Origin of the sequence: Pseudundibacterium arcticum (assembly GCF_042646465.1) — a bacterium.
Classification (GTDB): domain Bacteria; phylum Pseudomonadota; class Gammaproteobacteria; order Burkholderiales; family Burkholderiaceae_D; genus Undibacterium_A; species Undibacterium_A arcticum.
The window spans coordinates 81,706-102,701 of the sequence record NZ_JBHRTP010000041.1; the positions used below are offsets into that span (position 1 = coordinate 81,706).

Genomic DNA, 20,996 nt, shown 5'->3' on the forward strand with positions numbered 1-20,996 from the left:
CGGCGGCCGGCGCCTCGGCCGCAGACTCGCAGGCGCGCACCACGATCAGTGCCGCATTCTCGTCAAAGATGGTGGCCGCATCGCGCGCCGCGCCGCGCGACTTGCCGATCCCGGCCAGCGCAATCTGCGCCGCCTGCAGCGCGTTCAGTTGCGCCTTGATGCGCGGAAAAGACAGCCACACCAGCGCATTGAAAAAATCGTGCAGATTGTCGCGCGTCGGGACACTACCGCTGGCGTCGATGAAGGCTTCATAAGCCTGGCCGTCGGGCAGCGCGGCTTGCGACACGAAGCGCAGCGGCAGCCCGCGCGCATTGCGCAAGCCCTGCGCGCCGGCCTGCGCATTGAGCGCGGCGCGCCAGTCCGGCGCCGCGTTGACGGCGTGGGCGGCAGCCAGCACCGAGGCATACCAGGGGCGCGTCCAGTCGATCTCGGGCCAGCTGGCAACGGCTTTGACTTCGGTCTGTTTCACGTGATTATTGGGGAGTATTGTGCAAATTAGCGCCTAATGCGCTTGATTTAATTCGGCTTTGAAAAATACAGGTGGCAGTATATTTTTTCGTCGGCGGTGATCAACAAGGAGCTTCGACGCCATTCAATGCGGTCTGGCGCGGCAACCTATGACGGACTGTGCGGAGTAACGCCACTGGGTCCCAGCGTTCGCTGGGACGACAACTTAGTAGGCATTCCCGGCTAACGAACGCGGAAACACCCCCCCATCATTCCAGCCCTTCGGCAAGCACCACATATACCGGCCCGTCCTTCACCGATTCCCACCCTCCGCACCGTCGTCCCAGCGAACGCTGGGACCCAGTGTCGTTCGCCGCGCCCCGGAACCATCGACAAGCCAACGGCACCGCCACCAACCGAACCACAACCCCTACACCAGCCGCCACCCAATCTTCTCGCCGCCATTCAAGGGCACGATAGTCGCGTCCCCCAGCGGCAATTCAGCCGGCACCGTCCACTCCTCGCGCTGCAGGGTCACCGTACCGGCATTGCGCGGCAAGCCATAGAACGCCGGCCCATTAAAGCTGGCAAACCCCTCCAGCTTGTCCAGCGCACCAGCCTGATCGAACACCTGCGCATACAGCTCCATCGCATGCAGCGCGGTGTAGCAACCGGCGCAACCGCAGGCGTGCTCCTTCAGCCCCTTCGGATGCGGCGCCGAATCGGTGCCGAGAAAGAAGCGCGCGCTGCCGCTGATCGCCGCCGCCACCAAGGCCTGGCGATGGGTCTCGCGCTTCAGCACCGGCAGGCAGTAGTAATGCGGCCGGATCCCGCCCTTGAAGATCTCGTTGCGGTTGTATAGCAGGTGATGCGCGGTGATGGTGGCCGCGACCGGGCCGACCGCCTCCATCACATACTGCGCCGCGTCCCTGGTCGTGATGTGCTCGAACACCACCTTCAGTTCCGGCATGTCGCGCCGCAGCGGCTGCATCACCCGGTCAATAAAAACTGCCTCGCGGTCGAAAATATCGACCGCCGGATCGGTCACCTCGCCATGCACCGCGAGCGGCATGCCAAGCTGCTGCATCGTTTCCAGCGTCTTATAACAATTGGCCAGATCGGTCACGCCGGCATCGGAATTGGTAGTCGCGCCGGCCGGATACAGCTTGACCGCGTGGATGAAACCGCTGTCCTTGGCGCGCCGGATCTCGTCGGGCGGCGTGTTGTTGGTCAGGTACAGCGTCATCAAGGGCTCGAACGTCATTCCTTCTGGCAAAGCCGCCAGAATCCGCGCGCGATAGGCTAGCGCCTGCGCGGTGGTGGTCACCGGCGGCTTCAAGTTCGGCATCACGATCGCGCGGCCGAACTGGCGCGCGGTGTGCGGCAACACGGACGCCATCGCGGCGTCGTCGCGCAGGTGCAGATGCCAGTCGTCGGGGCGGGTGATGGTGAGGGATTGAATTGTTGTTGATTGACTTGCTGGGTTTTGCATGGGGCATCCTTGTTGGCTATGCCGCCATTTTACCTGTTGCGGTGTCGTGTAAGAAGCTTGGAAACGCTGACGCAATATCCATGCGCCTCACGAAGCATTTCCATGATGGAAGGCCCATGGATGCTGCGGCCTTGATTTTGAGGTGATCTTTGACGTTGACGTTGACGTTCCGCTTTGGCGCTGCCGTTTGTGCGCAGCAGAAAATGGATCAGAAATGGACGTTGTCTGAGCCGAAGGCGAGTTTCGTCCATTTCCCATTTTTTGCTGCGCACAAACGGGAACCCGCAGGGCAGCGACTGTGCGGCCGCCTTCTTTTGCTTACTTTTCTTGGCGAGACAAGAAAAGTGAGTGGCCGCCGGTCCACCACCGGCCAGCAATCGCAAATCAACCGCACAAGTGATTCACCGCTGAACATGCGGCGCAATGCGTTGCACTTATTGCGCCCTACTTGCTACTTGCTGGATGAATGGGTCGTCAGCGGTGACACAGCTGTAGAGCAAGACCAAAAATCGCCACCCCGAAACCAAAGGCCATGAATGTACCTGCTCTCCGAATGTATTTCCACTTATGTTCAAGCGCAGCTGATTTATCGTTCTTTATCTCGTTCAGGTGTTCGCTCAACGACTCTCTCCACGGCGCTTCGTATGGAAACATTCCTATGAAGGAAATTATTAGAGCGACAAAAAACAGGAAAACTATGAAAAACTTTCCTGCAGGATCAATCAATTCTTCATTGAGCAACACGGAAGCTCCCCCAAGCAATGCAGTATTGAGGGTTACCAATTGTTTAAGGATGTCGTTGGCTAGCGCTATGCTGCTTTTGATGCTTTCCCTTGCCCATTCAAAATAAAATTTCTTCTCCTCTTGGAATTCGGCATTCTCTTCTGCGGACGGAGCCGTGCCATGCTGAATTTCGCTATTTGCAGCTTCAGTCATTACGGACTCTCATTGATAACCACCTTATTGGCTTTGCCACAGGCTTTGCATTCAATCATTACCTCTTTTTTTCCCATGTGCGATGCTTTGTTTTCAAGAACGAGACTAGTTGGCTTATATCGCCTATATTGGTTCGGATTGAATTCATTTTCTGATTTGCAGTTAAAACAGAGAAATTTTTCCATGGCAAACATCACTTGTTTCTCCTCATAGAAACGGTTGACACCTAACACACTACGTAATTTCTGGAACGACAACTATGCGCAAAATCAACGCCGCTCCGCATTGCTGTGTGAATGCTGTTCATTTATGAATCAGGTTGTCAGTAAAGGTCTTCGCAGAGGAAAACCAAACGAAGTTACGGCTTTCCATGATAAAAAATGGGCACCACAACGGTGCCCATTTTCATAAACGCCGGCCCTCGCGCCAACGCCAAAACCACCAGTCAATGAATAATCTTCGCCAAGAAATCCCGCGCCCGCTCCGAGCGCTGGGTGTTGAAAAATTCTTCCTTGCTGCAGTCCTCGACGATCAGCCCCTGGTCCATGAACACCACGCGATTCGCGACCCGCTTGGCAAACCCCATCTCGTGCGTGACCACCATCATGGTCATGCCTTCCTGCGCCAGGCCGACCATCACGTCCAGCACTTCGTTGATCATTTCCGGGTCGAGCGCCGAGGTCGGTTCGTCGAACAGCATCGCGATCGGGTCCATCGACAGTGCACGCGCGATCGCGACGCGTTGCTGCTGGCCGCCGGACAACTGGCCGGGGAATTTGTCCTTTTGCGCGATCAGGCCGACGCGATCCAGATATTTCAGGCCGCGCACGCGCGCATCGTCAACGCTGCGTCCCAAGACCTTGATCTGGCCGATGGTCAGGTTTTCCGTGATCGACAGGTGCGGGAACAGTTCGAAATTCTGGAACACCATGCCGATGCGGGCGCGCAGCTTGGACAGGTTGGTTTTCGGGTCGCCGACCGAGATGCCGTCGACCACGATCTCGCCCTTCTGGAACGGTTCGAGTCCGTTGACGGCCTTGATCAGGGTCGACTTGCCGGAGCCGGACGGGCCGCACACGACCACCACATCGCCCTTGGCGACCTGGGTGGTGCAGTCGGTCAGGACCTGGAAGTTGCCGTACCATTTGCTGACGTTTTTTAGTTCGATCATATTGTTCTCCCGGATTGCGTAAATTTTTCTGCGGTCGATCCGCACTGGCCACCTTCGCCAGCGGATCGGCCATGGTTCAGCGATGGCTCAACGATGGCTCATCGAATAATCGCGACTCTTCTTTGCAGCTGCTTGACCAGGTACGACAGTCCGAAGCTCATCACGAAATAGACCACTGCGACGAAGCTGTACATTTCGACCAGTCGGCCGTCGCGCTGCGCGATCTTGGATGCGACGCTGACGAAGTCGGGCACCGAACCGAGAACATACACCAGCGACACGTCCTGGAACAGCACGATGGTCTGCGTCAGCAGGATCGGGATCATGTTGCGGAACGCCTGCGGCAGCACGATGTTGCCCATCATTTGCCAGTAGTTCATGCCGAGCGCATAGCCGGCAGAAATCTGGCCGCGCGGGATCGACTGGATGCCGGAGCGCATGATCTCGCAATAATAAGCGGCCTCGAACAGGATGAAGGTGATCATCGCCGACTGGAATGCGCCGACCCGGATCGGCTCACTGGCGCCGATCAGCCAGGCGCCGATAAACGGCACCAGGAAGTAGAACCAGAAGATCACCAGCACCAGCGGGATCGAGCGGATCAGGTTGACGTAGCTGGTGGCCACCAACGAGATCGGTTTGCTGTGCGACAGCCGCATCATCGCCAGCAGGGTGCCGAACACGATGCCGCCGAGCATCGCAAAGAAGGTCAGCGTCAAGGTGAACTTCATGCCGGTGGTAAACAGGTACAGCCACGAGCGCTGGATCACATCGAAGTCGAAATGGGACATGGCTAGTGCCCTCCCGCGTTGGTGTTGCTGGCGGCGATGAAGCCCGGCACTGCAGTCCTGGATTCGAGCAGGCGCGCCAGCACCAGCGCGATGGCCGACACGATGATGTAGATGACGGTGGCGGCGGTCAGCGATTCAAAGGTCTGGAACGTGAACTCGCGCATCGAATAGGCGGCGGCGGTCAGTTCGACCAGGCCGATGGTCAGCGCGACCGAGCTGTTCTTGATGATCGCGGCGAACTCATTGGTCATGGCCGGGATGATGATGCGGAACGCCATCGGCAGCAGCACATAGCGATAGGTTTGCGGCAAGGTCAGGCCGATCGCGGTGCCGGCCATCTGCTGGCCGCGCGGCAGGGCCTGGATGCCGGTCGAGACCTGGATTGCGATCCGCGCCGAGGTGAAGAAGCCGAGCGCCAGAAAGGCGGTGATGAAGGATGCGTTCGGCAGGTTCTTGAGCCAGTTGCCGAGATTGGCCGGGACGATTTCCGGCATCACGAAATACCACAGGAACATCTGCACGATCAGCGGGATGTTGCGGAAAATTTCGATATACACGTTGGATGTACGTACCGCCCACTTGTTGGGCGTGGTGCGGATGGTGCCGATGATGGTGCCGATGACCAGCGCCATGATCCAGGCTGACACGGACGTGGCGAGGGTCCATTTCAGGCCGGCCAGCAAGGTGTCCATATAGGTGTGGACACCGTCAGGAGATTCCTGCCAGTAAATGGTCCAGTTCCAGTTATAGTGCATTTTTTCTCTCCTCGATTGCGCTGCGACGCGACATTTTTTATTTTGGGATTCTGCGATGCTGCGATTTTTGCCGTGTCGTCGATACCGCGCATAAGCGGGTCACATGCGCATGGCGCACGATTCACTATGCCACAAGCGGCGATGGGCAAAGCCCAATGCAAAAACGGGAGGCTCGCGCCCCCCATTTTCGCTCGACTTCGGTAGAACTTACTTCTTCTTGGTCGACTGCTTTTGCGCTTCAGGTACCACGGCATACGCGGCCGGATCGCCGGAATCGGTCGGGTGCGCGAAGGCGGCCTTCAGTTGTGGGCTCATCGGCACGTTTAGATTGATGCCCTTGGGCGGAATCGGCGACATGAACCACTTGTCGTAGATCTTGTTCACTTCGCCCGATTTGAACAGGTTGCCGAGCGCGGTGTCGACCACCTTCTTGAACTCGAGATCGTCGCGCCGCTCGATGATGCCGTACGGCTCGACCGACAGTGGCTCGGACGTGATCGCGTAATCAGCAGGTGCCTTGGAGTTGGCAGCCAGCGACGCCAGCAGGATGTCGTCCATCGCAAACGCGACCGCGCGGCCGGTTTCGACCATCAGGAAGGATTCGGCGTGATCCTTGGCAGTCAGGATATTCATGCCCAGGTTACGTTCCGCGTTGAGCGCGGTGATCTGCTTCAGGTTCGAAGTGCCGGAGGTGGAGACGATGGTCTTGCCCTTCATGTCGTCCAGCGACTTGATATTGGAAGATTTCTTGGCCAACAGTCGATTGGCGGTGATGAAATAGGTCGGCGCGAACGCCACAATCTTCTGGCGCTCCAGATTATTGGTGGCCGAATCGCAGGACAGATCGATGGTACCGTTCGCGATCAGCGGGATACGGGTGGCAGAAGTCACCGGATTGAGCACCACCTTGAGCGCGGTCAGGCCCAACTGCTTTTGCACCGCGGTCACGACCTTCAGGCACAGATCGACCGAATAGCCCTGATACGACTGCTTGTCATCGAGGTAGGAAAATGGAATTGACGAGTCGCGCACACCCAGCGTGATGGTGCCGGTATCCTTGATTTTTTTCAGGGTACCGGTCAGTTCGGCGGCTTGCGCAGCGCCTGCCATCGTGGCCGCGACCAGGCCGACACTAATCAGTGCAGCGGCCAATTTGGATAATTTCATTTTTATCTCCCGGTAAAGAGGATTTTTGGGTATGTAGGTTCTGTCATGGTAAGACAACAGAAAAGCCGGGGCCATCGGGAATTATACGTAGCAAAACTATCACGCCCGTAGCTGGCGGACGCACGCTGGAAGCGTGAACAAAAAAAGCGTGCGCCGTCTTGATTTTGGTCAAGGCGGCGCTTCTTGCAAGCCGGCAAATCCGGCCCTTGGACGATCGATCAATTGCGCATCGTGCTGGCCAATGCTTCTTGCCCCTTCCCCCTTGCAGGGGGAAGGTTGGGATGGGGGTAGGACGGTCGATCGGCAACGTGCATCATTCATCAACCACACTACCCCCACTTGCAGTGCGCATATCCGCTTGCAGGCGGATACCGCTTCGCAGGCAGGAGGCGTGCCTCCTGAATTCCCTGCTGCGCCCCTAACCCTCCCCCTGGAAGGGGGAGGGAACTCGACCAGGCATCACCTATGTCATGTGGCTCTTCGTGAGATTGCCCTGCAGATCAGGGGTACAGGCCGCGCACTTCGCGCGCCTGCAGCACGCGGGTACAGGCGACGATGAAGGCCGCGGTGCGCAGCGATACCTTGTTGTCCTGCCCGACCTGCCACACCGCCGCAAACGCCTCGCGCATGATGCGGGTCAGGCGCTCGTTGATTTCATCTTCGTGCCAGAAGAAGCTGGAGAAATCCTGCACCCATTCGAAATAGCTGACGGTCACGCCACCGGCATTGGCGATCACGTCCGGCACCACCAGCACGCCCATGTCGTGCAGGATGTCATCGGCTGCCGGCGTGGTCGGGCCGTTGGCGCCTTCCAGGATGATCTTGGCCTTGATCTGGCTGGCGTTGGCGCTGGTGATCTGCTGTTCCAGCGCGGCCGGGATCATGATGTCGCAGTCGACGCCCCAGAACTGGTCGCGTTCGATGAAGCAGTCCGCGCCTTCGAAGCCTTCGACGCTGCCGTTGGCGGCAACGTGCGCCAGCAGCTTTTCGATGTTCAGGCCGCCTTCGTGCACCACGGTGGTGGCGTGGTCCTGCACCGCAACAATGCGGGCGCCGGCTTCGGCGAACAGGCGCGCCGCGACGCCGCCGACATTACCGAAACCCTGCACCGCGATGCGCGCACCGTGGATCTGCATGCCGCGCTTGGACGCTGCTTCGCAGCCGATCACATACACGCCGCGCCCGGTCGCATCGCGCCGTCCCAGGCTGCCGCCGAGCGACACCGGCTTGCCGGTGACGACGCCGGTCGCGGTGCTGCCCTGGTTCATCGAGTAGGTGTCCATCATCCACGCCATGGTCTGTTCGTTGGTGTTGACGTCCGGCGCAGGAATGTCCTTGTTCGGCCCGATGATGATGTTGATCTCGCTGGTGTACCGGCGCGTCATGCGCATCAGCTCGCCTTTCGACAGCGTCTTCGGATCGACCCGGATACCGCCCTTGGCGCCGCCGTAAGGCACGTTGACTGCTGCGTTCTTGACCGTCATCCAGGCCGACAGCGCCATCACTTCCGACAGCGTGACGTCCTGGTGAAAACGCACGCCACCCTTGCCCGGACCGCGCGACAGGTTGTGCTGCACGCGATAACCTTCGAAGTGGGCAATGGTGCCGTTGTCGCGCTCGATCGGCACGTCCACGATCAGGATGCGCTTGGGACGCTTCAGGGTTTCGACCCAGCGCGCCAGCGAGCCGAGGTAAGGCGTCACGCGATCGATCTGTTCAAGATAGTTGCCCCATGGGCCAAGGCCGTGCGGCGTCAGGTAGGATGGAATTTCGTGATTGCTGGACATCGAATCTGCTCCATTTGGAATTTATTAAAGCTGCGGCGCGACTCATGATCGGTTCGCAGCGGTAACGCATCCTAGGGCAACATCGTGAGCGACAGCCAATGCTTTGTGCGCATGCAACTATGCATAAATTGCATAACTATGCGGATTGAAAATTAGGCGGATGCGGATCGAGCGGTGTGGGGAACTATTTTGTCGATGCGTCGTGCCGGCAAAATGCTGTTCGTCGCCTGATCGAAAATTTGAGAATGCGACGAACGCCACTGGGTCCCAGCGTGGCCGCAGGCCAGTAAGGTGAAGCAGGACGTAGGATGGGTGCAACCCATCATCTCATCTGGCGCTCATCTGGCGAACATGATGGGTTGCACCCATCCTACGACTGCGGCATCCGGCGATTTAGCGGAGCCAGGCAGTTTCCCCGACTTATTTACGTTTCTTTTCGCGCTGCTTCCGCTCGGCTTCCTTCTGCTGCTCAAGGTAATTCCATAGCCGCGCCGCAAGCGGCTTGCCGGGACGTTGCTCGGACGGACGTTCGCGGTACAGGCGGATTTCCATCTCCAGTTCCCAGTCACCGCTGCCGCCGTCGGCGCGCGCCAGCAGCTTTTGCTTGACCTCGCGCGTCACTGCGGACTCGGGCAGAAACGCGATGCCGTGGCCTTCCAGCGCCATCATCTTCAGGCCTTCTGCCATGTCGGTCTCGTAGCGCTTTTCGAGCAGCAGCCGGCGCTTGGCAGCGCTCAGGATCAGCTCGACCATGCGCCCGAGATAGGCGTTGTTGGTGTAAGACAGCAGCGGCAGCGGCGCACCAGGCTTGCCGGGCAGGCTGAAGTGGGGCACCCCGCTCTTGTCGCAGCGCGAATAGGCGCGCAGGGATTCGCTGCCGAGGCTGAGCATGTCGTAACGGCTGGTGTCGAGCTGCACCGGCTGGTGCGGGTGGTGGTAGCACAGCAGCAGGTCGCAACCGCCCTCGACCAGCGTCATCACCGCGTCGTGCACATTGAGCGCGATCAGGCGCGTGTTGAAGCTGCAAAATCCGGCTTCCAGCGCGCTGATCCACTTCGGCATATAGGTCAGCGACAGCGTGTGCGGCACCGCGAAATCGAGCGTGGTCTGGGTCGTGCTGCCCTTGCCGCGCAACATGGCGCGCGCATTGCTGATCTGTCCCAGCATCTCCATCGCCTGCTCGTAAAACACGACCCCGGCCGGCGTCAGGCTGGTCGGGTACGAGGTGCGGTCGATCAGGTCGGTGCCGAGCCAGGCTTCGAGCGACTGGATGCGGCGCGAAAAAGCTGGTTGCGTGACGTGGCGCAGTTCGGCCGAGCGGCTGAAACTGCGGGTTTCAGCGAGGGAGATGAAGTCTTCGAGCCATTTGGTTTCCATCGCGTTATGGTAGTGCGGATTGGCGGCGGGTGCAAAAGTGACGAACAATATCGTCGCGGCGGCTGTCCGGGTCGGCCCGCGATTGCTCAGCGGTTGACGCTATTGGCCTACCGCAGCAATTCGCCAATTGGAAGCGCGTATTGCGCAACCGGATCGCGAACTCAGCGTTCTGTCCAGACAGGGTTCGGCTTGGACAACCTTGCTGTTGATAGTTTAGCCGCCGTCGAAGACGGTCGGCTGGAACAACGTGTTAGGCAGCCTTAATGCCCCACTTCCAACGAAACAGACGTGACCGCGGACACTTACGCTCAGTTCGGAGCCGCCTCTGACGGTTGCATGAAGCTCGCTTGGCCGATTGAGAAACCGTCCCTGCGCCAAGACAATGCTCTCGCCAGTTGACGCCCGCTTGTGCGTAACCAGATACGCCGCGGTGGGCCCTGCCGCACTTCCAGTTGCAATATCTTCAACGCGACCATCGTTGTCCCAAGTGCGCCCTTCCAGTGGACCGACGTCGAGGACATAGACGAACTTGGCGCCAACGGTCGCGAGCAGGGTTTCAAAGTCCGGAATGACGATCCGAGCGCGTTCAAGATTCGACCTGATCGGCACGATCAGGTATGGCAGTCCGGTCGAGACAACCTGCAGCGGAAGATCAGAAGCGAGGTCCGCTACTGAAAGATTGAGTGCCTTTAAGAATGCCCCATTCTTTGCCGCGGGGATCGGTGGTCCGACTGTTGCAACGCCTTGATCCATTTCCGCGTAGTAGGACACACCTTGGCGGCGACTCGTCGCGTGGATGCTGCGGTCCGGCATAACCAACTCAAGGTGGGCTAAATCGTCCATCGAAAACAGCTCGGAATGCAGCAGCGCCGCGGCACCGATGACTGGATGCCCTGCAAACGGAAGCTCCTCTTCCATGGTGAAGATTCGAGTATTGAATCTTGATGTTCCTTCGATACGACGTAGAAAGATCGTCTCGAACTGACGCATCTCCTGCGTGATGCGCTGCATGGCATGGGTGGGCAGTTCGTCATCGAGCAAGAACACGCTCAAGCCATTGCCAGACAAGGGTTCGCGGGCAAAAACATCAACTAGCGAGAAGGAGAGTGTTCGCAGAGTCATGGCAGTGTTGCCTATCGTTGAAATAAAGGGTGCATTTTGGCGCATTCCAAAAACGTCGACCCTCGAATGATGGGTTGGACTCCCCCCTACTTTTTCGCGGCATCATCGTGCCAACTGGCCTCATGGGTGGGTGTCAGTGATCAATCCCGAGCGGAGTCCGATATGAATAATACTATTGTGGCATGAGGGGTAGAAACACGTCGGTAATGGCATCGTGCTCCGACGTATCGGAAAAAAATTTGACGCGCTGGACATACATCGGGAAATCTCGCAGTTCCTCGCCGCTTTGCGGGAGCCATTCCGAGTACAGGACACTGACGGTCTCGCCAAGCGTATCGTCGGAGCCGATGTGCCGCAGCACGGCACATCGGCCACCAGGGATCGTTTTGCGCACAACCCCAAATGGATTGTCGAGCACGTCGCGATCGGTCGCTGCACATAGGTCAAAGCGATAGTCCTCAGGTGCGACGTCCGTCGGGTTGTCATGGAGAATGTTGAAAGTAGCGCTGACTCGCGACGACAACTGATTTTGTTTGCGCCATTCGATGAAGCTGCGCACGGCGTTCCCGACCAAGCGGGGGTCGCCACGATGCTCGAGGACGGCGACGTTTGTGTCGGTGACGTTGACGATCTTGACCTGTTCGGTTTGTTTTGCAGACTTCATGTGATTGATCCTCAGTTCGCGTAAAGGTTGATAGGTTGCGTACCAGGGATTCCACTGTGGCTGTTTTCTGAACCCGGACGGTGATTGCCCGATGCTCTTCTTGAATGCGCGAGAGAACGACTCAGGCTCTTCGTAACCATTGGCCAATGCGATGTCGATGATTGGGCTGTTGCTGCGAAATGCGAGCTGATAGGAGGCTCGCTTCAAGCGGCATAGTTGGACGTATTTGTAGACGCCGATTCCGAAGAGTTCAGCAAACTGCCTGTGAAAATGATATTTCGAGAAAGCAGCAACGCTGCTGAGTGTCTTCACGGTCAGGTCGTTATCCAGATTGGCATCGATGTACTCCAGCACTTTGCAAAATCGGGCGCGATAGCGCTCTGCTTTTGTTGCATTCAACGAAGTATCTCCTTGGCAATCGAGAGCTTATCGCCCGGAAGTCAACAAAGCCTGACTGAAGTTGCTGAACTTGCTGAATTTGCGGTCACGCGCCCTGACATATACGCGCCTTTGGCGCAAGCACACGGTGTTCAGCGCGGCGTTGGGCGCTCCAGGATGAGCAAATGTAAGGCCAGCGAGAACAGAACCGCACCCAGGAACCAGCTTTGGTACTTTGCCGCCCGTGGGCTGCGATTCAAGTAGGCCCCGACCTGGCCGCTGAATGCGCCCAACGCGGAGTTGAACAACAGTGCTGCAACGGACAGCGTGCAGCCCAACACGGTGAGCTGCACAGCGACCTGCCCGTGCGACTCGACCACGAACTGCGGCAGGAACACCATGAAAAACAGCAATGCCTTGGGATTGAGCAGGCTGTTGAGCATGGCCATTCTGAATACCCGCACCAGCGAGGAGGACTCGCGGCGCGTGATGATGGCCTTGCCCGGGGAACGGATGGCCTGACACGCGAGCCATATAAGGTAAATCGCACCGAGATAGCGCAGCACATCAAACGAAGGCGGCCAGGCTGCGACGAGGGCCGTGACGCCAGTGGCCGTGAGCAGCGTGAGCGTCAGATCGGCAGCCGTAATGCCCAGCGCCGCCGCAAACCCGCCGCGCGGGCCATGCGTGACCCCGTGCGACAGCACGAAAGCCATGTTTGGACCGGCCGAGAGAAACAGCGCAAGCACGGCAAGCAAGAAGACGGAAAGTGTGGATAGGTCGACCATTGGGATTTACTCCTGTTCGGGAAGGGGATGCACGGCCAATTCTGACGCATAAGGTTCGACATGAACAGCAGCGACCGGCTTGCCGGTGGCTGTTCGCACGATAGAGGGTCATGCCTCATTAACTAGTAGGGCGTCAATAAGCGTAGCCCTTGCAGGGCGCATATCCGCTTGCAAGCGGATACCGTTTCGCAGGCGTGGGGCAACGCCCCACGAAACCCCTGCTACACCATTGCGCCGCATGTCTACTCAACATATTGCGTGCCGTCTTCAGCCCCGCCCGCCCAATCGGTAGGATAAACACCTTGATCCACCAGACGGTGAAACGTTGAAAACGGCCAATCCGCCACCTGTTTAACCAAACCATGCTTGAGTGGATTGATGTGCACGTAGTCCATGTGCGCAGCAAAATCCCGTTCATCGCGTATCAAATGCTCCCAATAACGACGTTGCCAAATCGCGCGTTCGCCGCGCCGCAAGCGCACGGCAGAAAGCAATTCAGTGTTGGGAATGGATTTGGAAAAAAGAATTTTTATCAAGCGCCAGCGTGTCGCAAAATCGGTATCGCCGGGCGGAAGTTCGATCACGCAATGCAGATGATCGGGTAGTACGACCCAGGCGTGGATGGTAAAAGGATGATTGATCCGAACGTGGCGTACCGCGTCGCGCAGATGATCAATATGCCGCACCAGCAAATCGTTGCCAGAGCGTTCGAGCAGATTCACGGTGAAAAAATAAGTGCCGCCCGGATGCCAGGCGCGTCGGTAGTTGGGCATCGCGGGAGTTTAGCGCATCCCATGCGGCGCAATGGTGCAGCACGGGTTTTTTGGGGCACTGCCCCACGCCTGCGGAACGGTATCCGCTTGCAAGCGGATATGCGCCCTGCAAGGGCTGCGCTTATTGACGCCCTACCATACGCCGTACGGCCTTATCAACTAGTAGGGCGTCAATAAGCGTAGCGCATTGCGCCGCATGCCTACTCAACATATTGCGTGCCGTCTTCAGCCCCGCCCGCCCAATCGGTAGGATAAACACCTTGATCCACCAGACGGTGAAATGTTGAAAACGGCCAATCCGCCACCTGTTTAACCAAATCATGCTTGAGTGGATTGATGTGCACGTAGTCCATGTGCGCAGCAAAATCCCGTTCATCGCGTATCAAATGCTCCCAATAACGACGTTGCCAAATCGCGCGTTCGCCGCGCCGCAAGCGCACTCCAGAAAGCAATTCAGTGTTGGGAATGGATTTGGAAAAACGACAATGATTAAGCGCCAGCGTGTCGCAAAATCGGTATTGCCAGGCGGAAGTTCGATCACGCAATGCAGATGATCGGGTAGTACGACCCAAGCGTGGATGGTAAAAGGATGATGGATCCGAACGTGGCGTACCGCGTCGCGCAGATGATCAATATGCCGCACCAGCAAATCGTTGCCAGAGCGTTCGAGAAGATTCACGGTGAAAAAATAAGTGCCGCCCGGATGCCAGGCGCGTCGGTAGTTGGGCATCGCGGGAGTTTAGCGCATCCCATGCGGCGCAATACGCTGCGCTTATTGACGCCCTACCAAATACGTCTTACGGCCTTCAAATACCCAACGCCCCATGCGCCGATCCTTCCCGCATCGCGCGCGGACCGGAGCAAAAACGGGGTAACGGAAAAAAAAAGAATGTTTTGCGCCTCGGAGGCAAAAATTCATTCGGCAATAATCAACGATTATCCCAAAGCTGCCTTACAAAGCGGCCCACGACGACTCCAAGAATGCCAAATACCAAGCAATGCGGTATCAGCACCAACAACCAGAAGAATTCGTCGGCTGAGCGAGTGGATTTGGCGAAATCATGATTATTCATTCCCACGCAACTTGGCAGCGCGAGCAACAGCCAACCTGCCAACGGCGCAATTAGAAAGGCGATTACTCGTCTCTTTACGTACCAACTGATAGCGCTTGCGAGGCCAAATGCAATTGCGAAGAAGTGCCACGGCTGTAAATTCATTGAGGACTAAACTTTTGAAATCACCGGCCTGCGCGGCTTGTCGCACAGGTCAGGTGGATTGATGGGTTAGGGACATGAAGCTAAGGTTGCCATTCTAAAGCTTCACCATTTCGCTCCAACTTAACGCGCTTCTCGAAGTGCCTGCCCTCTGCTTTTATGAAACCTCGAACAGTCCAAACTCTATCTTGTGTAACTTCAATCTTCGCTCCAATGTGCGCGTTCCCGTATGGAGCAACGAGCCTAAGTAGATCGGCAATTGCAGGCTCCAAGCTACCATCGCCTCCTGCACCCGGAAGAACAATAACCCCTGGGTTTCTATGGAAGGGGAATTGCCTGTCGTCCAGATAGTCTCTGTCATGCGTAAGTATTATGCGATTGTCTTTCCATGCGTATGCAAAGACGGTCTCGTCAGGGTGGCCTATCAATCCGGCTTCAGCGACAAATATTGCGTTATAGCCAAAATCACGGAGTAAGACTGCGACATCGTTTCCCATGTTTTCATCGACGAGAAATCGTGCTTTCTTCTTGAACTCTCGTTCGAAATCGCGCATTTCATCATCTGACAATTTTGGAAATGGCTTCCACATGTTTGTGCCTAACTGTATTTAGACGGACAGCAACTGTCTGAGTAACCTGGCCCCAAGCCTTTTAACCTTGGCGACCAAATCATCACAAACCCTTGCCGCGTGGTTGTTTTGATAGTGAACTGGATAAAAATACAGTACTAAATAGCCATGAAAAACATCACGCAGTGTATGTCCTATGATGCGGAAAACACAATCACGCCGCCGAGCGCAGCTCGGCATCCGCATCAAGCTCGCCCGCCTCCGGCGAATTGGCCGCCTCTTCCTGCTTCGCCTGCTGCCTTGCCCACATCTGCGCATAGGCGCCATCGGCGACCAGCAGTTGGGTGTGGGTGCCGCGCTCGACGATGCGGCCGTGTTCCAGTACCAGGATTTGCTGGGCGTCGCTGATGGTCGACAGCCGGTGCGCGATCACCAGCGTGGTGCGGTTTTTGGCGATCTCTTTCAGCTGCGCCTGGATCGCCTGCTCCGACTTGGAATCGAGCGCGGAGGTGGCCTCGTCGAAAATCAGGATCGCCGGGTCCTTCAGCACCGTGCGCGCGATCGCGACGCGCTGCTTTTCGCCGCCGGATAATTTCAGGCCGCGCTCGCCGACCATGGTGGCGTAGCCATCCGGCAAGGTTTCGATGAAATCGTGAATGTAGGCGGCGCGCGCGGCAGCGATGATCTCGTCCTTGGTGGCGCCCGGTTTGCCGTAGGCGATGTTGTATTCGATGGTGTCGTTGAACAGCACGGTGTCCTGCGGCACGATGCCGATCGACGCGCGCAGCGAGGCTTGCGTGATGTCGCGCAGGTCCTGGCCGTCGATCGTGATGCGGCCGCTGTTGACATCGTAGAAACGGAACAGAAGCCGCGACAGGGTCGACTTGCCGGAACCGCTATGGCCGACCACGGCGGTGGTGGTGCCGGCCGGAATCGTGAAGTCGACGCCGAACAGGATCTGGCGATTGCTTTCGTAGCTGAATTCGACATTGGAAAACTTGACCTCGGCCCCGCGCGCCGCCAGCGGTTGCGCATGCGCGCCATCGGCCACTTCGCGGTTCTGGTCGAGCAGCGTGAACAATCGCTCCATGTCGGCCAGACTTTGCTTGATCTCGCGGTACAGCACGCCGAGGAAACCCAGCGGAATATACAACTGGATCATGAAGGCATTGACCAGCACCAGATCGCCCAGCGTCATCTTGCCGTCGATCACGCCTTGCGTCGCGCGCCACAGGATCAGCGACACCGCGCTCGCGATGATGGTGGCCTGCCCGGTATTGAGCACCGACAGCGAGGTTTGCGACTTGACCGCGGCGGTCTCGTAACGCTTCAGGCCTTCGTCGTAACGCCGCGCTTCGTATTCCTCGTTGCCAAAATACTTGACCGTTTCATAATTGATCAGCGAATCGATGGCCTTGGTGCTGGCCTGGGAATCGAGGTCGTTCATGGTGCGGCGGAAATGGGTGCGCCACTCGGTCACCGAGATCGTGAAGGCGATGTACAGGACCAGTGCACCGGCCGTGATGACGGTAAACCAGATGTCGTAATGCAGTACCAGGTAGCCGATCACCAGTGCGATCTCGACCAGCGTCGGCAGGATCGAAAACAGGGTGTACGACACCAGCGACGAGATGCCGCGCGTGCCGCGCTCGATGTCGCGCGTCATGCCGCCGGTCTGGCGGTTCAGGTGAAACCGCAGCGACAGTGAATGCAGGTGCCGAAATACCTGCAGCGCAATGGTACGCACCGCGCGCTGGGTGACGCGGGCGAACATGAATTCGCGCAGCTCGGTAAACAGGCTGGTCGACATGCGCAGCACGCCGTAGGCGATCAGCAGGGCGAGCGGCAGTACCAGCAGCGCCTTCGGGTTGCCCGGCCCGATGCTCATCGCATCGACCAGTTTTTTCAGCACCAGCGGCACACCGACATTGGCCATCTTGGCGCCGACCAGGCACAGCAGCGCCAGCATGACGCGCCATTTGTAGACCCACAGGTAGGGGAACAGGGTTTTGAGTGTGGCCCAGTCGTTGCGCGGCTGGCCGCTCGCAGGCATCGTGGGCTGTGAAGGTGAATTACGGCGCATGGCGGATACGGTTCTTTTATGGTTCAATGGAAACTGAGTTGAGAACGATTGTAGCCTTTCAGGGGAATTCATGAGCGACACCCAAACCCAAATCCCAAGCCAGGCAGCCCAGGACAGCGGCAAGCTTCCGGGCCTGCCGGCCGGCAAAATGCCGCAATTGCGGGTGATGCCGATGCCGGCCGATGCCAATGTCTATGGCGACGTGTTCGGTGGCTGGATCATGGCCCAGGTTGATATTGCCGGCTCGCTGCCGGCGGTGCGGCGTTCCAACGGCCGGGTCGCGACCATCGCGGTCAATTCCTTCCTGTTCAAGCATCCGGTATTCGTCGGCGACCTGCTGTCGTTCTACGCCGAGATCGTCAAGGTCGGCAATACCTCGATCACCGTCAATGTCGAAGTCTATGCCGAGCGCAACCGGCTGCAGGCCGACACGGTCAAGGTGACCGAGGCGACGCTGACCTATGTCGCCACCGGCGAGGACCGCAAGCCGCGCCTGATCCCGCCGCTCGATTCGCTGACCTCGACGTACACATTTTAATGCGCCAACACGCGCGTCTCGGCCCCACAGGATTCGCGCGTTAGCGGCATGCCGGATCGCCGCCACTTCCTCGCACAATCGGCCCGGCTGGCTGCGTTGGCCGGCGCTGCCGCGCTGTTTCCGGCCATCGCGGCTGCCGACCCGGTCGATTATCCGTTCCGGCTCGGCGTCGCATCCGGTTCGCCGCTGCCGACCGCCATCGTGCTGTGGACCCGCATCCTGCCAGATCCCTTGAACGCGAACGCACTGCCGCCGGTGGTATTGGCAGTACGCTGGGAACTGGCCGAGGATCAGGCGTTTCATCGTATCGTGGCGCAGGGTGTGGCGCCGGCGCTGCCGGAGCTGGCGCACAGCGTGCATGTCGACGTCGGCGGTTTGCGGCCCGGCCGCTGGTATTGGTACCGCTTCATGCTGGGCGATGCGGTCAGCCCTGTCGGGCGCACCCGCACCGCACCGCCGCCACAGGCGATGCCGGCCACGCTGCGGCTGGCGGTGGCGTCGTGTCAGCACTGGGAATTCGGCCAGTACGCGGCGCACCGCCATATCGCGCTGGCGGCGCCGGATCTGGTGGCTTTTCTGGGCGACTATATCTACGAATGGGGACCCTACGATCTGGCGCATCCGCTGCGGCCGCGGCGCAGCAACGAGAGCTTCACGCTGGCCGATTACCGCGCCCGTTATGCCCAATACAAGACCGACCCGCATCTGCAGGCGGCGCACCAGGCGGCGCCGTGGATCGTGACCTGGGACGATCACGACGTTAGCAACGACTACGCCAACGACCGCGACGAACGGCTCGATCCGCATTTCCTGACGCGCCGCGCGGCGGCCTACCAGGCATTCTACGAACACATGCCGCTGCGGCTGCCGGTGCTGCGGCCAATCCCAACGAATGGCAGCAGCCAGTTTGCGCATATGCGGATTTACGAGCGCTACGACTGGGGCCGGCTGGCACGCTTTCATGTGCTGGACGACCGCCAGTATCGCGCGCACCAAGCCTGCCACACTCCCGGTCGGGGCGGCTCCAGCTCGGTCACGTCGACTTGCCTGGAACGGCTGCAGCCGGAGCGCAGCATGCTCGGGCACGAACAGGAAACCTGGCTGGCGGATAGTTTCGCGACCTCGCCGGCGCGCTGGAACATCCTGGCGCAACAAACCCTGATGGCACAAAACAGCCAGAGCCCGATGCAGTTCCCGTCCGAAGGCCGGTTCTGGACCGATGGCTGGGATGGTTATCCGGTGGCGCGCCAGCGCCTGTTCGACGATATCGTGCAGCACCGGGTCGCCAACCCGCTGGTGCTAAGCGGCGACGTCCACAGCTTTTACGCCGCCAATCTGCAACGCGATTTCTATCAGCCCAGTTCGGCGCTGAACCCGGTGCTTGCGACCGAATTTTGCGGCACCTCGGTCACTTCCAGCTCGCGGCCGCAGGCGCGCACCGAGCAGTACGTGGCGCAGAATCCGCATATCAAGTTCGGCCGCAGCGACAAGCGCGGCTTCATGATGCTGGAAATTACGCCGGCGCACAGCAAGGTGCTGTTTCAGGCGCTCGACGATGTGTCGCGCGCGGATTCAGGATTTGCGACGCTGGCCAGTTTTGTGGTGCAGGATGGATTACCCGGGGTGCAGCGCAGTAGTTGAATCTGAACTCGTAGGATGGGTACAACCCATCGTGCCGGCCGGTCAACCGATGGGTTGCACCCATCCTACTTCTCAGCGCACGTTCTCCGGTTTAGTGCGCTGCCAGCTCAGCGCCAGCATCGACAGCGCTCCCGCCACCAGCCCCCAGAACGCGGCGCCGACACCGAACAGTGACACGCCGGACGCGGTCACCAGGAACGCGATCAGCGCCGGTTCGCGCTGGCGCTCGTTGGCCATCGCCACCGTCAAGCCGTTGGCGATGGTGCCGAACAAGGCCATGCCGGCAATCGCCAGCACCAGCTCTTTCGGGAACGCGGCGAACAGCGCGCCGACGGTGGCGCCGAACAAACCCACCAGCAGGTAGAACACACCGGCCGCGATGCTGGCCAGATAGCGCTTGTTTGGATCTTCGTGCGCTTCCTTGCCCATGCAGATGGCGGCCGTGATCGCCGCCAGATTCAGTGCGAAGCAGCCGAATGGTGCCAGCAACAGTGTGGTGATGCCGGTCCAGCTGATCAACGGCGAGATCGGCGTGCTGTAGCCGGAGGCGCGCAGCACCGCGACGCCGGGCGCATTTTGCGACGCCATATTGACCACGAACAGCGGGATGCCGACGCCGATCAGGCTGCTCCAGGCAAACTCCGGCATCGTGAAGACCGGCTGCGCCAGTGCGACATGAAAGTGCTCGAAATGCAGCAGCCCCTGCAGCGCCGCCAGCGCGATGCCGAACCCGAGCACCAGGATGATGGCGTAGCGCGGCAGCAGCCGCTTGAGCAGCAGATAGGCGATGAACATCGCAAATACCAGTGCGAATTGCAGCTTCATCGCGACGAACACGTCCATCCCGAAACGCGCCAGGATCCCGGCCAGCATCGCCGCCGCAATCGATAACGGGATGCGGTTCATCACCCGCTCGAACCAGCCGGTGATGCCAAATAAGATCGCCAGCGCGGCGGCGAACATGAATACGCCAATCGCCTGCGGCAGCGAGACGCCGGCCAGACTGGTCACCAGCAACGCCGCGCCGGGTGTCGACCAGGCGGTCACGATCGGTGCCCGGTAGCGCAGCGACAAGCCGATGCAGGTCAGCCCCATGCCGAGCCCGAGCGCGCCGATCCACGAGCTGATCTGCGCCGGCGTGGCGCCGGCCGCACCGGCGGCCTGGAACACGATCGCCGCCGAACTGGTGAAGCCGACCAGCACCGTGACGAAGCCGGCCGCGATGCTGGACCACGAAAATGTCTTGCTCATCTGCCGCGTCACTCCCCAACCAGTCGAAAGAATTCCTGTCTCAGGCATGCTG

At 59.0% G+C, this 20,996-nt stretch carries 20 protein-coding genes and 1 pseudogene; 3 read left to right on the forward strand and 18 right to left on the reverse strand.

From position 1 onward, the window contains the following. The 15 genes and pseudogenes from ACFOFO_RS14435 to ACFOFO_RS14505 form a co-directional block, all read right to left on the reverse strand. Positions 1-469: DUF3025 domain-containing protein (locus ACFOFO_RS14435; RefSeq protein WP_390331850.1), on the reverse strand; the 469-nt coding region annotated here is incomplete at its 3' end. 408 nt (positions 470-877) lie between these two features. Next, complete coding sequence (pyrC, locus tag ACFOFO_RS14440; protein WP_390327126.1) at positions 878-1,939, reverse strand: dihydroorotase; 1,062 nt, start codon at positions 1,937-1,939, stop codon at positions 878-880. Between the two features lie 29 nt (positions 1,940-1,968). After that, positions 1,969-2,316, reverse strand: coding sequence for a hypothetical protein (locus ACFOFO_RS14445; RefSeq protein WP_390331851.1), 348 nt, complete (start codon positions 2,314-2,316; stop codon positions 1,969-1,971). 97 nt (positions 2,317-2,413) lie between these two features. Next, entirely contained in the window at positions 2,414-2,875 is a 462-nt protein-coding gene (locus ACFOFO_RS14450; protein WP_390327128.1) for a hypothetical protein, read from the reverse strand. Positions 2,876-3,320: 445 nt separating this feature from the next. Then, positions 3,321-4,046, reverse strand: a complete 726-nt coding sequence (locus ACFOFO_RS14455) for an amino acid ABC transporter ATP-binding protein (protein WP_390331852.1) — start codon at positions 4,044-4,046, stop codon at positions 3,321-3,323. Positions 4,047-4,144: 98 nt separating this feature from the next. Then, on the reverse strand, positions 4,145-4,837 hold the full coding sequence (locus tag ACFOFO_RS14460) for an amino acid ABC transporter permease (RefSeq protein WP_390327132.1): 693 nt from the start codon (positions 4,835-4,837) through the stop codon (positions 4,145-4,147). A gap of 2 nt (positions 4,838-4,839) precedes the next feature. Beyond that, positions 4,840-5,592, reverse strand: coding sequence for an amino acid ABC transporter permease (locus ACFOFO_RS14465; protein WP_390327133.1), 753 nt, complete (start codon positions 5,590-5,592; stop codon positions 4,840-4,842). A 207-nt stretch (positions 5,593-5,799) separates the two neighbouring features. Further along, positions 5,800-6,759, reverse strand: a complete 960-nt coding sequence (locus tag ACFOFO_RS14470; RefSeq protein WP_390331853.1) for an amino acid ABC transporter substrate-binding protein — start codon at positions 6,757-6,759, stop codon at positions 5,800-5,802. A 500-nt stretch (positions 6,760-7,259) separates the two neighbouring features. Beyond that, positions 7,260-8,546 carry a Glu/Leu/Phe/Val family dehydrogenase gene (locus ACFOFO_RS14475; RefSeq protein ID WP_390327135.1) on the reverse strand — a complete coding sequence of 429 codons (1,287 nt, stop codon included), beginning with the start codon at positions 8,544-8,546 and terminating at the stop codon, positions 7,260-7,262. 420 nt (positions 8,547-8,966) lie between these two features. Beyond that, positions 8,967-9,923 carry a LysR family transcriptional regulator gene (locus tag ACFOFO_RS14480; RefSeq protein ID WP_390327137.1) on the reverse strand — a complete coding sequence of 319 codons (957 nt, stop codon included), beginning with the start codon at positions 9,921-9,923 and terminating at the stop codon, positions 8,967-8,969. Positions 9,924-10,136: 213 nt separating this feature from the next. Next, complete coding sequence (locus ACFOFO_RS14485; RefSeq protein WP_390331854.1) at positions 10,137-11,045, reverse strand: PhzF family phenazine biosynthesis protein; 909 nt, start codon at positions 11,043-11,045, stop codon at positions 10,137-10,139. 172 nt (positions 11,046-11,217) lie between these two features. Beyond that, a complete protein-coding gene (locus ACFOFO_RS14490; RefSeq protein WP_390327139.1) occupies positions 11,218-12,108 on the reverse strand; it encodes an AraC family transcriptional regulator in 891 nt (296 codons plus the stop codon). Positions 12,109-12,239: 131 nt separating this feature from the next. After that, positions 12,240-12,875, reverse strand: a complete 636-nt coding sequence (locus ACFOFO_RS14495) for a LysE family translocator (protein ID WP_390327140.1) — start codon at positions 12,873-12,875, stop codon at positions 12,240-12,242. 242 nt (positions 12,876-13,117) lie between these two features. Next, entirely contained in the window at positions 13,118-13,648 is a 531-nt protein-coding gene (locus tag ACFOFO_RS14500) for an REP-associated tyrosine transposase (RefSeq protein ID WP_390331855.1), read from the reverse strand. Positions 13,649-13,848: 200 nt separating this feature from the next. Next, positions 13,849-14,327: pseudogene (locus ACFOFO_RS14505) on the reverse strand (REP-associated tyrosine transposase). Between ACFOFO_RS14505 and ACFOFO_RS14510 the strand changes: the two are divergent. Further along, positions 14,238-14,810, forward strand: coding sequence for a hypothetical protein (locus tag ACFOFO_RS14510; RefSeq protein ID WP_390331858.1), 573 nt, complete (start codon positions 14,238-14,240; stop codon positions 14,808-14,810). The pseudogene ACFOFO_RS14505 and the gene ACFOFO_RS14510 sit on opposite strands and share 90 nt — an antisense overlap. 135 nt (positions 14,811-14,945) lie before the next feature. On the opposite strand, the gene ACFOFO_RS14515 is transcribed toward ACFOFO_RS14510, so the two are convergent. Further along, the gene (locus tag ACFOFO_RS14515) at positions 14,946-15,452 is read right to left on the reverse strand and encodes a DUF5615 family PIN-like protein (RefSeq protein ID WP_390331860.1); all 507 of its coding nucleotides are present in this window, start codon (positions 15,450-15,452) and stop codon (positions 14,946-14,948) included. Between the two features lie 193 nt (positions 15,453-15,645). Then, on the reverse strand, positions 15,646-17,514 hold the full coding sequence (locus tag ACFOFO_RS14520; protein ID WP_390327148.1) for an ABCB family ABC transporter ATP-binding protein/permease: 1,869 nt from the start codon (positions 17,512-17,514) through the stop codon (positions 15,646-15,648). 148 nt (positions 17,515-17,662) lie between these two features. Here ACFOFO_RS14520 and ACFOFO_RS14525 point away from each other — a divergent pair, with 148 nt between their 5' ends. Next, entirely contained in the window at positions 17,663-18,052 is a 390-nt protein-coding gene (locus ACFOFO_RS14525; protein WP_390328253.1) for an acyl-CoA thioesterase, read from the forward strand. 48 nt (positions 18,053-18,100) lie between these two features. Then, positions 18,101-19,693 (forward strand): alkaline phosphatase D family protein, encoded by a 1,593-nt coding sequence (locus ACFOFO_RS14530; RefSeq protein ID WP_390327150.1) that lies wholly within the window; start codon positions 18,101-18,103, stop codon positions 19,691-19,693. Between the two features lie 72 nt (positions 19,694-19,765). On the opposite strand, the gene ACFOFO_RS14535 is transcribed toward ACFOFO_RS14530, so the two are convergent. Beyond that, a complete protein-coding gene (locus tag ACFOFO_RS14535) occupies positions 19,766-20,944 on the reverse strand; it encodes a benzoate/H(+) symporter BenE family transporter (protein ID WP_390327152.1) in 1,179 nt (392 codons plus the stop codon). Positions 20,945-20,996: the final 52 nt, after the last annotated feature.

Bases quoted from the DNA above. Each gene is read 5' to 3' on its own strand.
- pyrC (WP_390327126.1), bottom strand. From the start codon at position 1,939: ATGCAAAACCCAGCAAGTCAATCAACAACAATTCAATCCCTCACCATC.
- ACFOFO_RS14450 (WP_390327128.1), bottom strand. From the start codon at position 2,875: ATGACTGAAGCTGCAAATAGCGAAATTCAGCATGGCACGGCTCCGTCC.
- ACFOFO_RS14455 (WP_390331852.1), bottom strand. From the start codon at position 4,046: ATGATCGAACTAAAAAACGTCAGCAAATGGTACGGCAACTTCCAGGTC.
- ACFOFO_RS14460 (WP_390327132.1), bottom strand. From the start codon at position 4,837: ATGTCCCATTTCGACTTCGATGTGATCCAGCGCTCGTGGCTGTACCTG.
- ACFOFO_RS14465 (WP_390327133.1), bottom strand. From the start codon at position 5,592: ATGCACTATAACTGGAACTGGACCATTTACTGGCAGGAATCTCCTGAC.
- ACFOFO_RS14470 (WP_390331853.1), bottom strand. From the start codon at position 6,759: ATGAAATTATCCAAATTGGCCGCTGCACTGATTAGTGTCGGCCTGGTC.
- ACFOFO_RS14475 (WP_390327135.1), bottom strand. From the start codon at position 8,546: ATGTCCAGCAATCACGAAATTCCATCCTACCTGACGCCGCACGGCCTT.
- ACFOFO_RS14480 (WP_390327137.1), bottom strand. From the start codon at position 9,923: ATGGAAACCAAATGGCTCGAAGACTTCATCTCCCTCGCTGAAACCCGC.
- ACFOFO_RS14485 (WP_390331854.1), bottom strand. From the start codon at position 11,045: ATGACTCTGCGAACACTCTCCTTCTCGCTAGTTGATGTTTTTGCCCGC.
- ACFOFO_RS14495 (WP_390327140.1), bottom strand. From the start codon at position 12,875: ATGGTCGACCTATCCACACTTTCCGTCTTCTTGCTTGCCGTGCTTGCG.
- ACFOFO_RS14500 (WP_390331855.1), bottom strand. From the start codon at position 13,648: ATGCCCAACTACCGACGCGCCTGGCATCCGGGCGGCACTTATTTTTTC.
- ACFOFO_RS14510 (WP_390331858.1), top strand. From the start codon at position 14,238: ATGATGGATCCGAACGTGGCGTACCGCGTCGCGCAGATGATCAATATG.
- ACFOFO_RS14515 (WP_390331860.1), bottom strand. From the start codon at position 15,452: ATGTGGAAGCCATTTCCAAAATTGTCAGATGATGAAATGCGCGATTTC.
- ACFOFO_RS14520 (WP_390327148.1), bottom strand. From the start codon at position 17,514: ATGCGCCGTAATTCACCTTCACAGCCCACGATGCCTGCGAGCGGCCAG.
- ACFOFO_RS14525 (WP_390328253.1), top strand. From the start codon at position 17,663: ATGCCGCAATTGCGGGTGATGCCGATGCCGGCCGATGCCAATGTCTAT.
- ACFOFO_RS14530 (WP_390327150.1), top strand. From the start codon at position 18,101: ATGCCGGATCGCCGCCACTTCCTCGCACAATCGGCCCGGCTGGCTGCG.
- ACFOFO_RS14535 (WP_390327152.1), bottom strand. From the start codon at position 20,944: ATGAGCAAGACATTTTCGTGGTCCAGCATCGCGGCCGGCTTCGTCACG.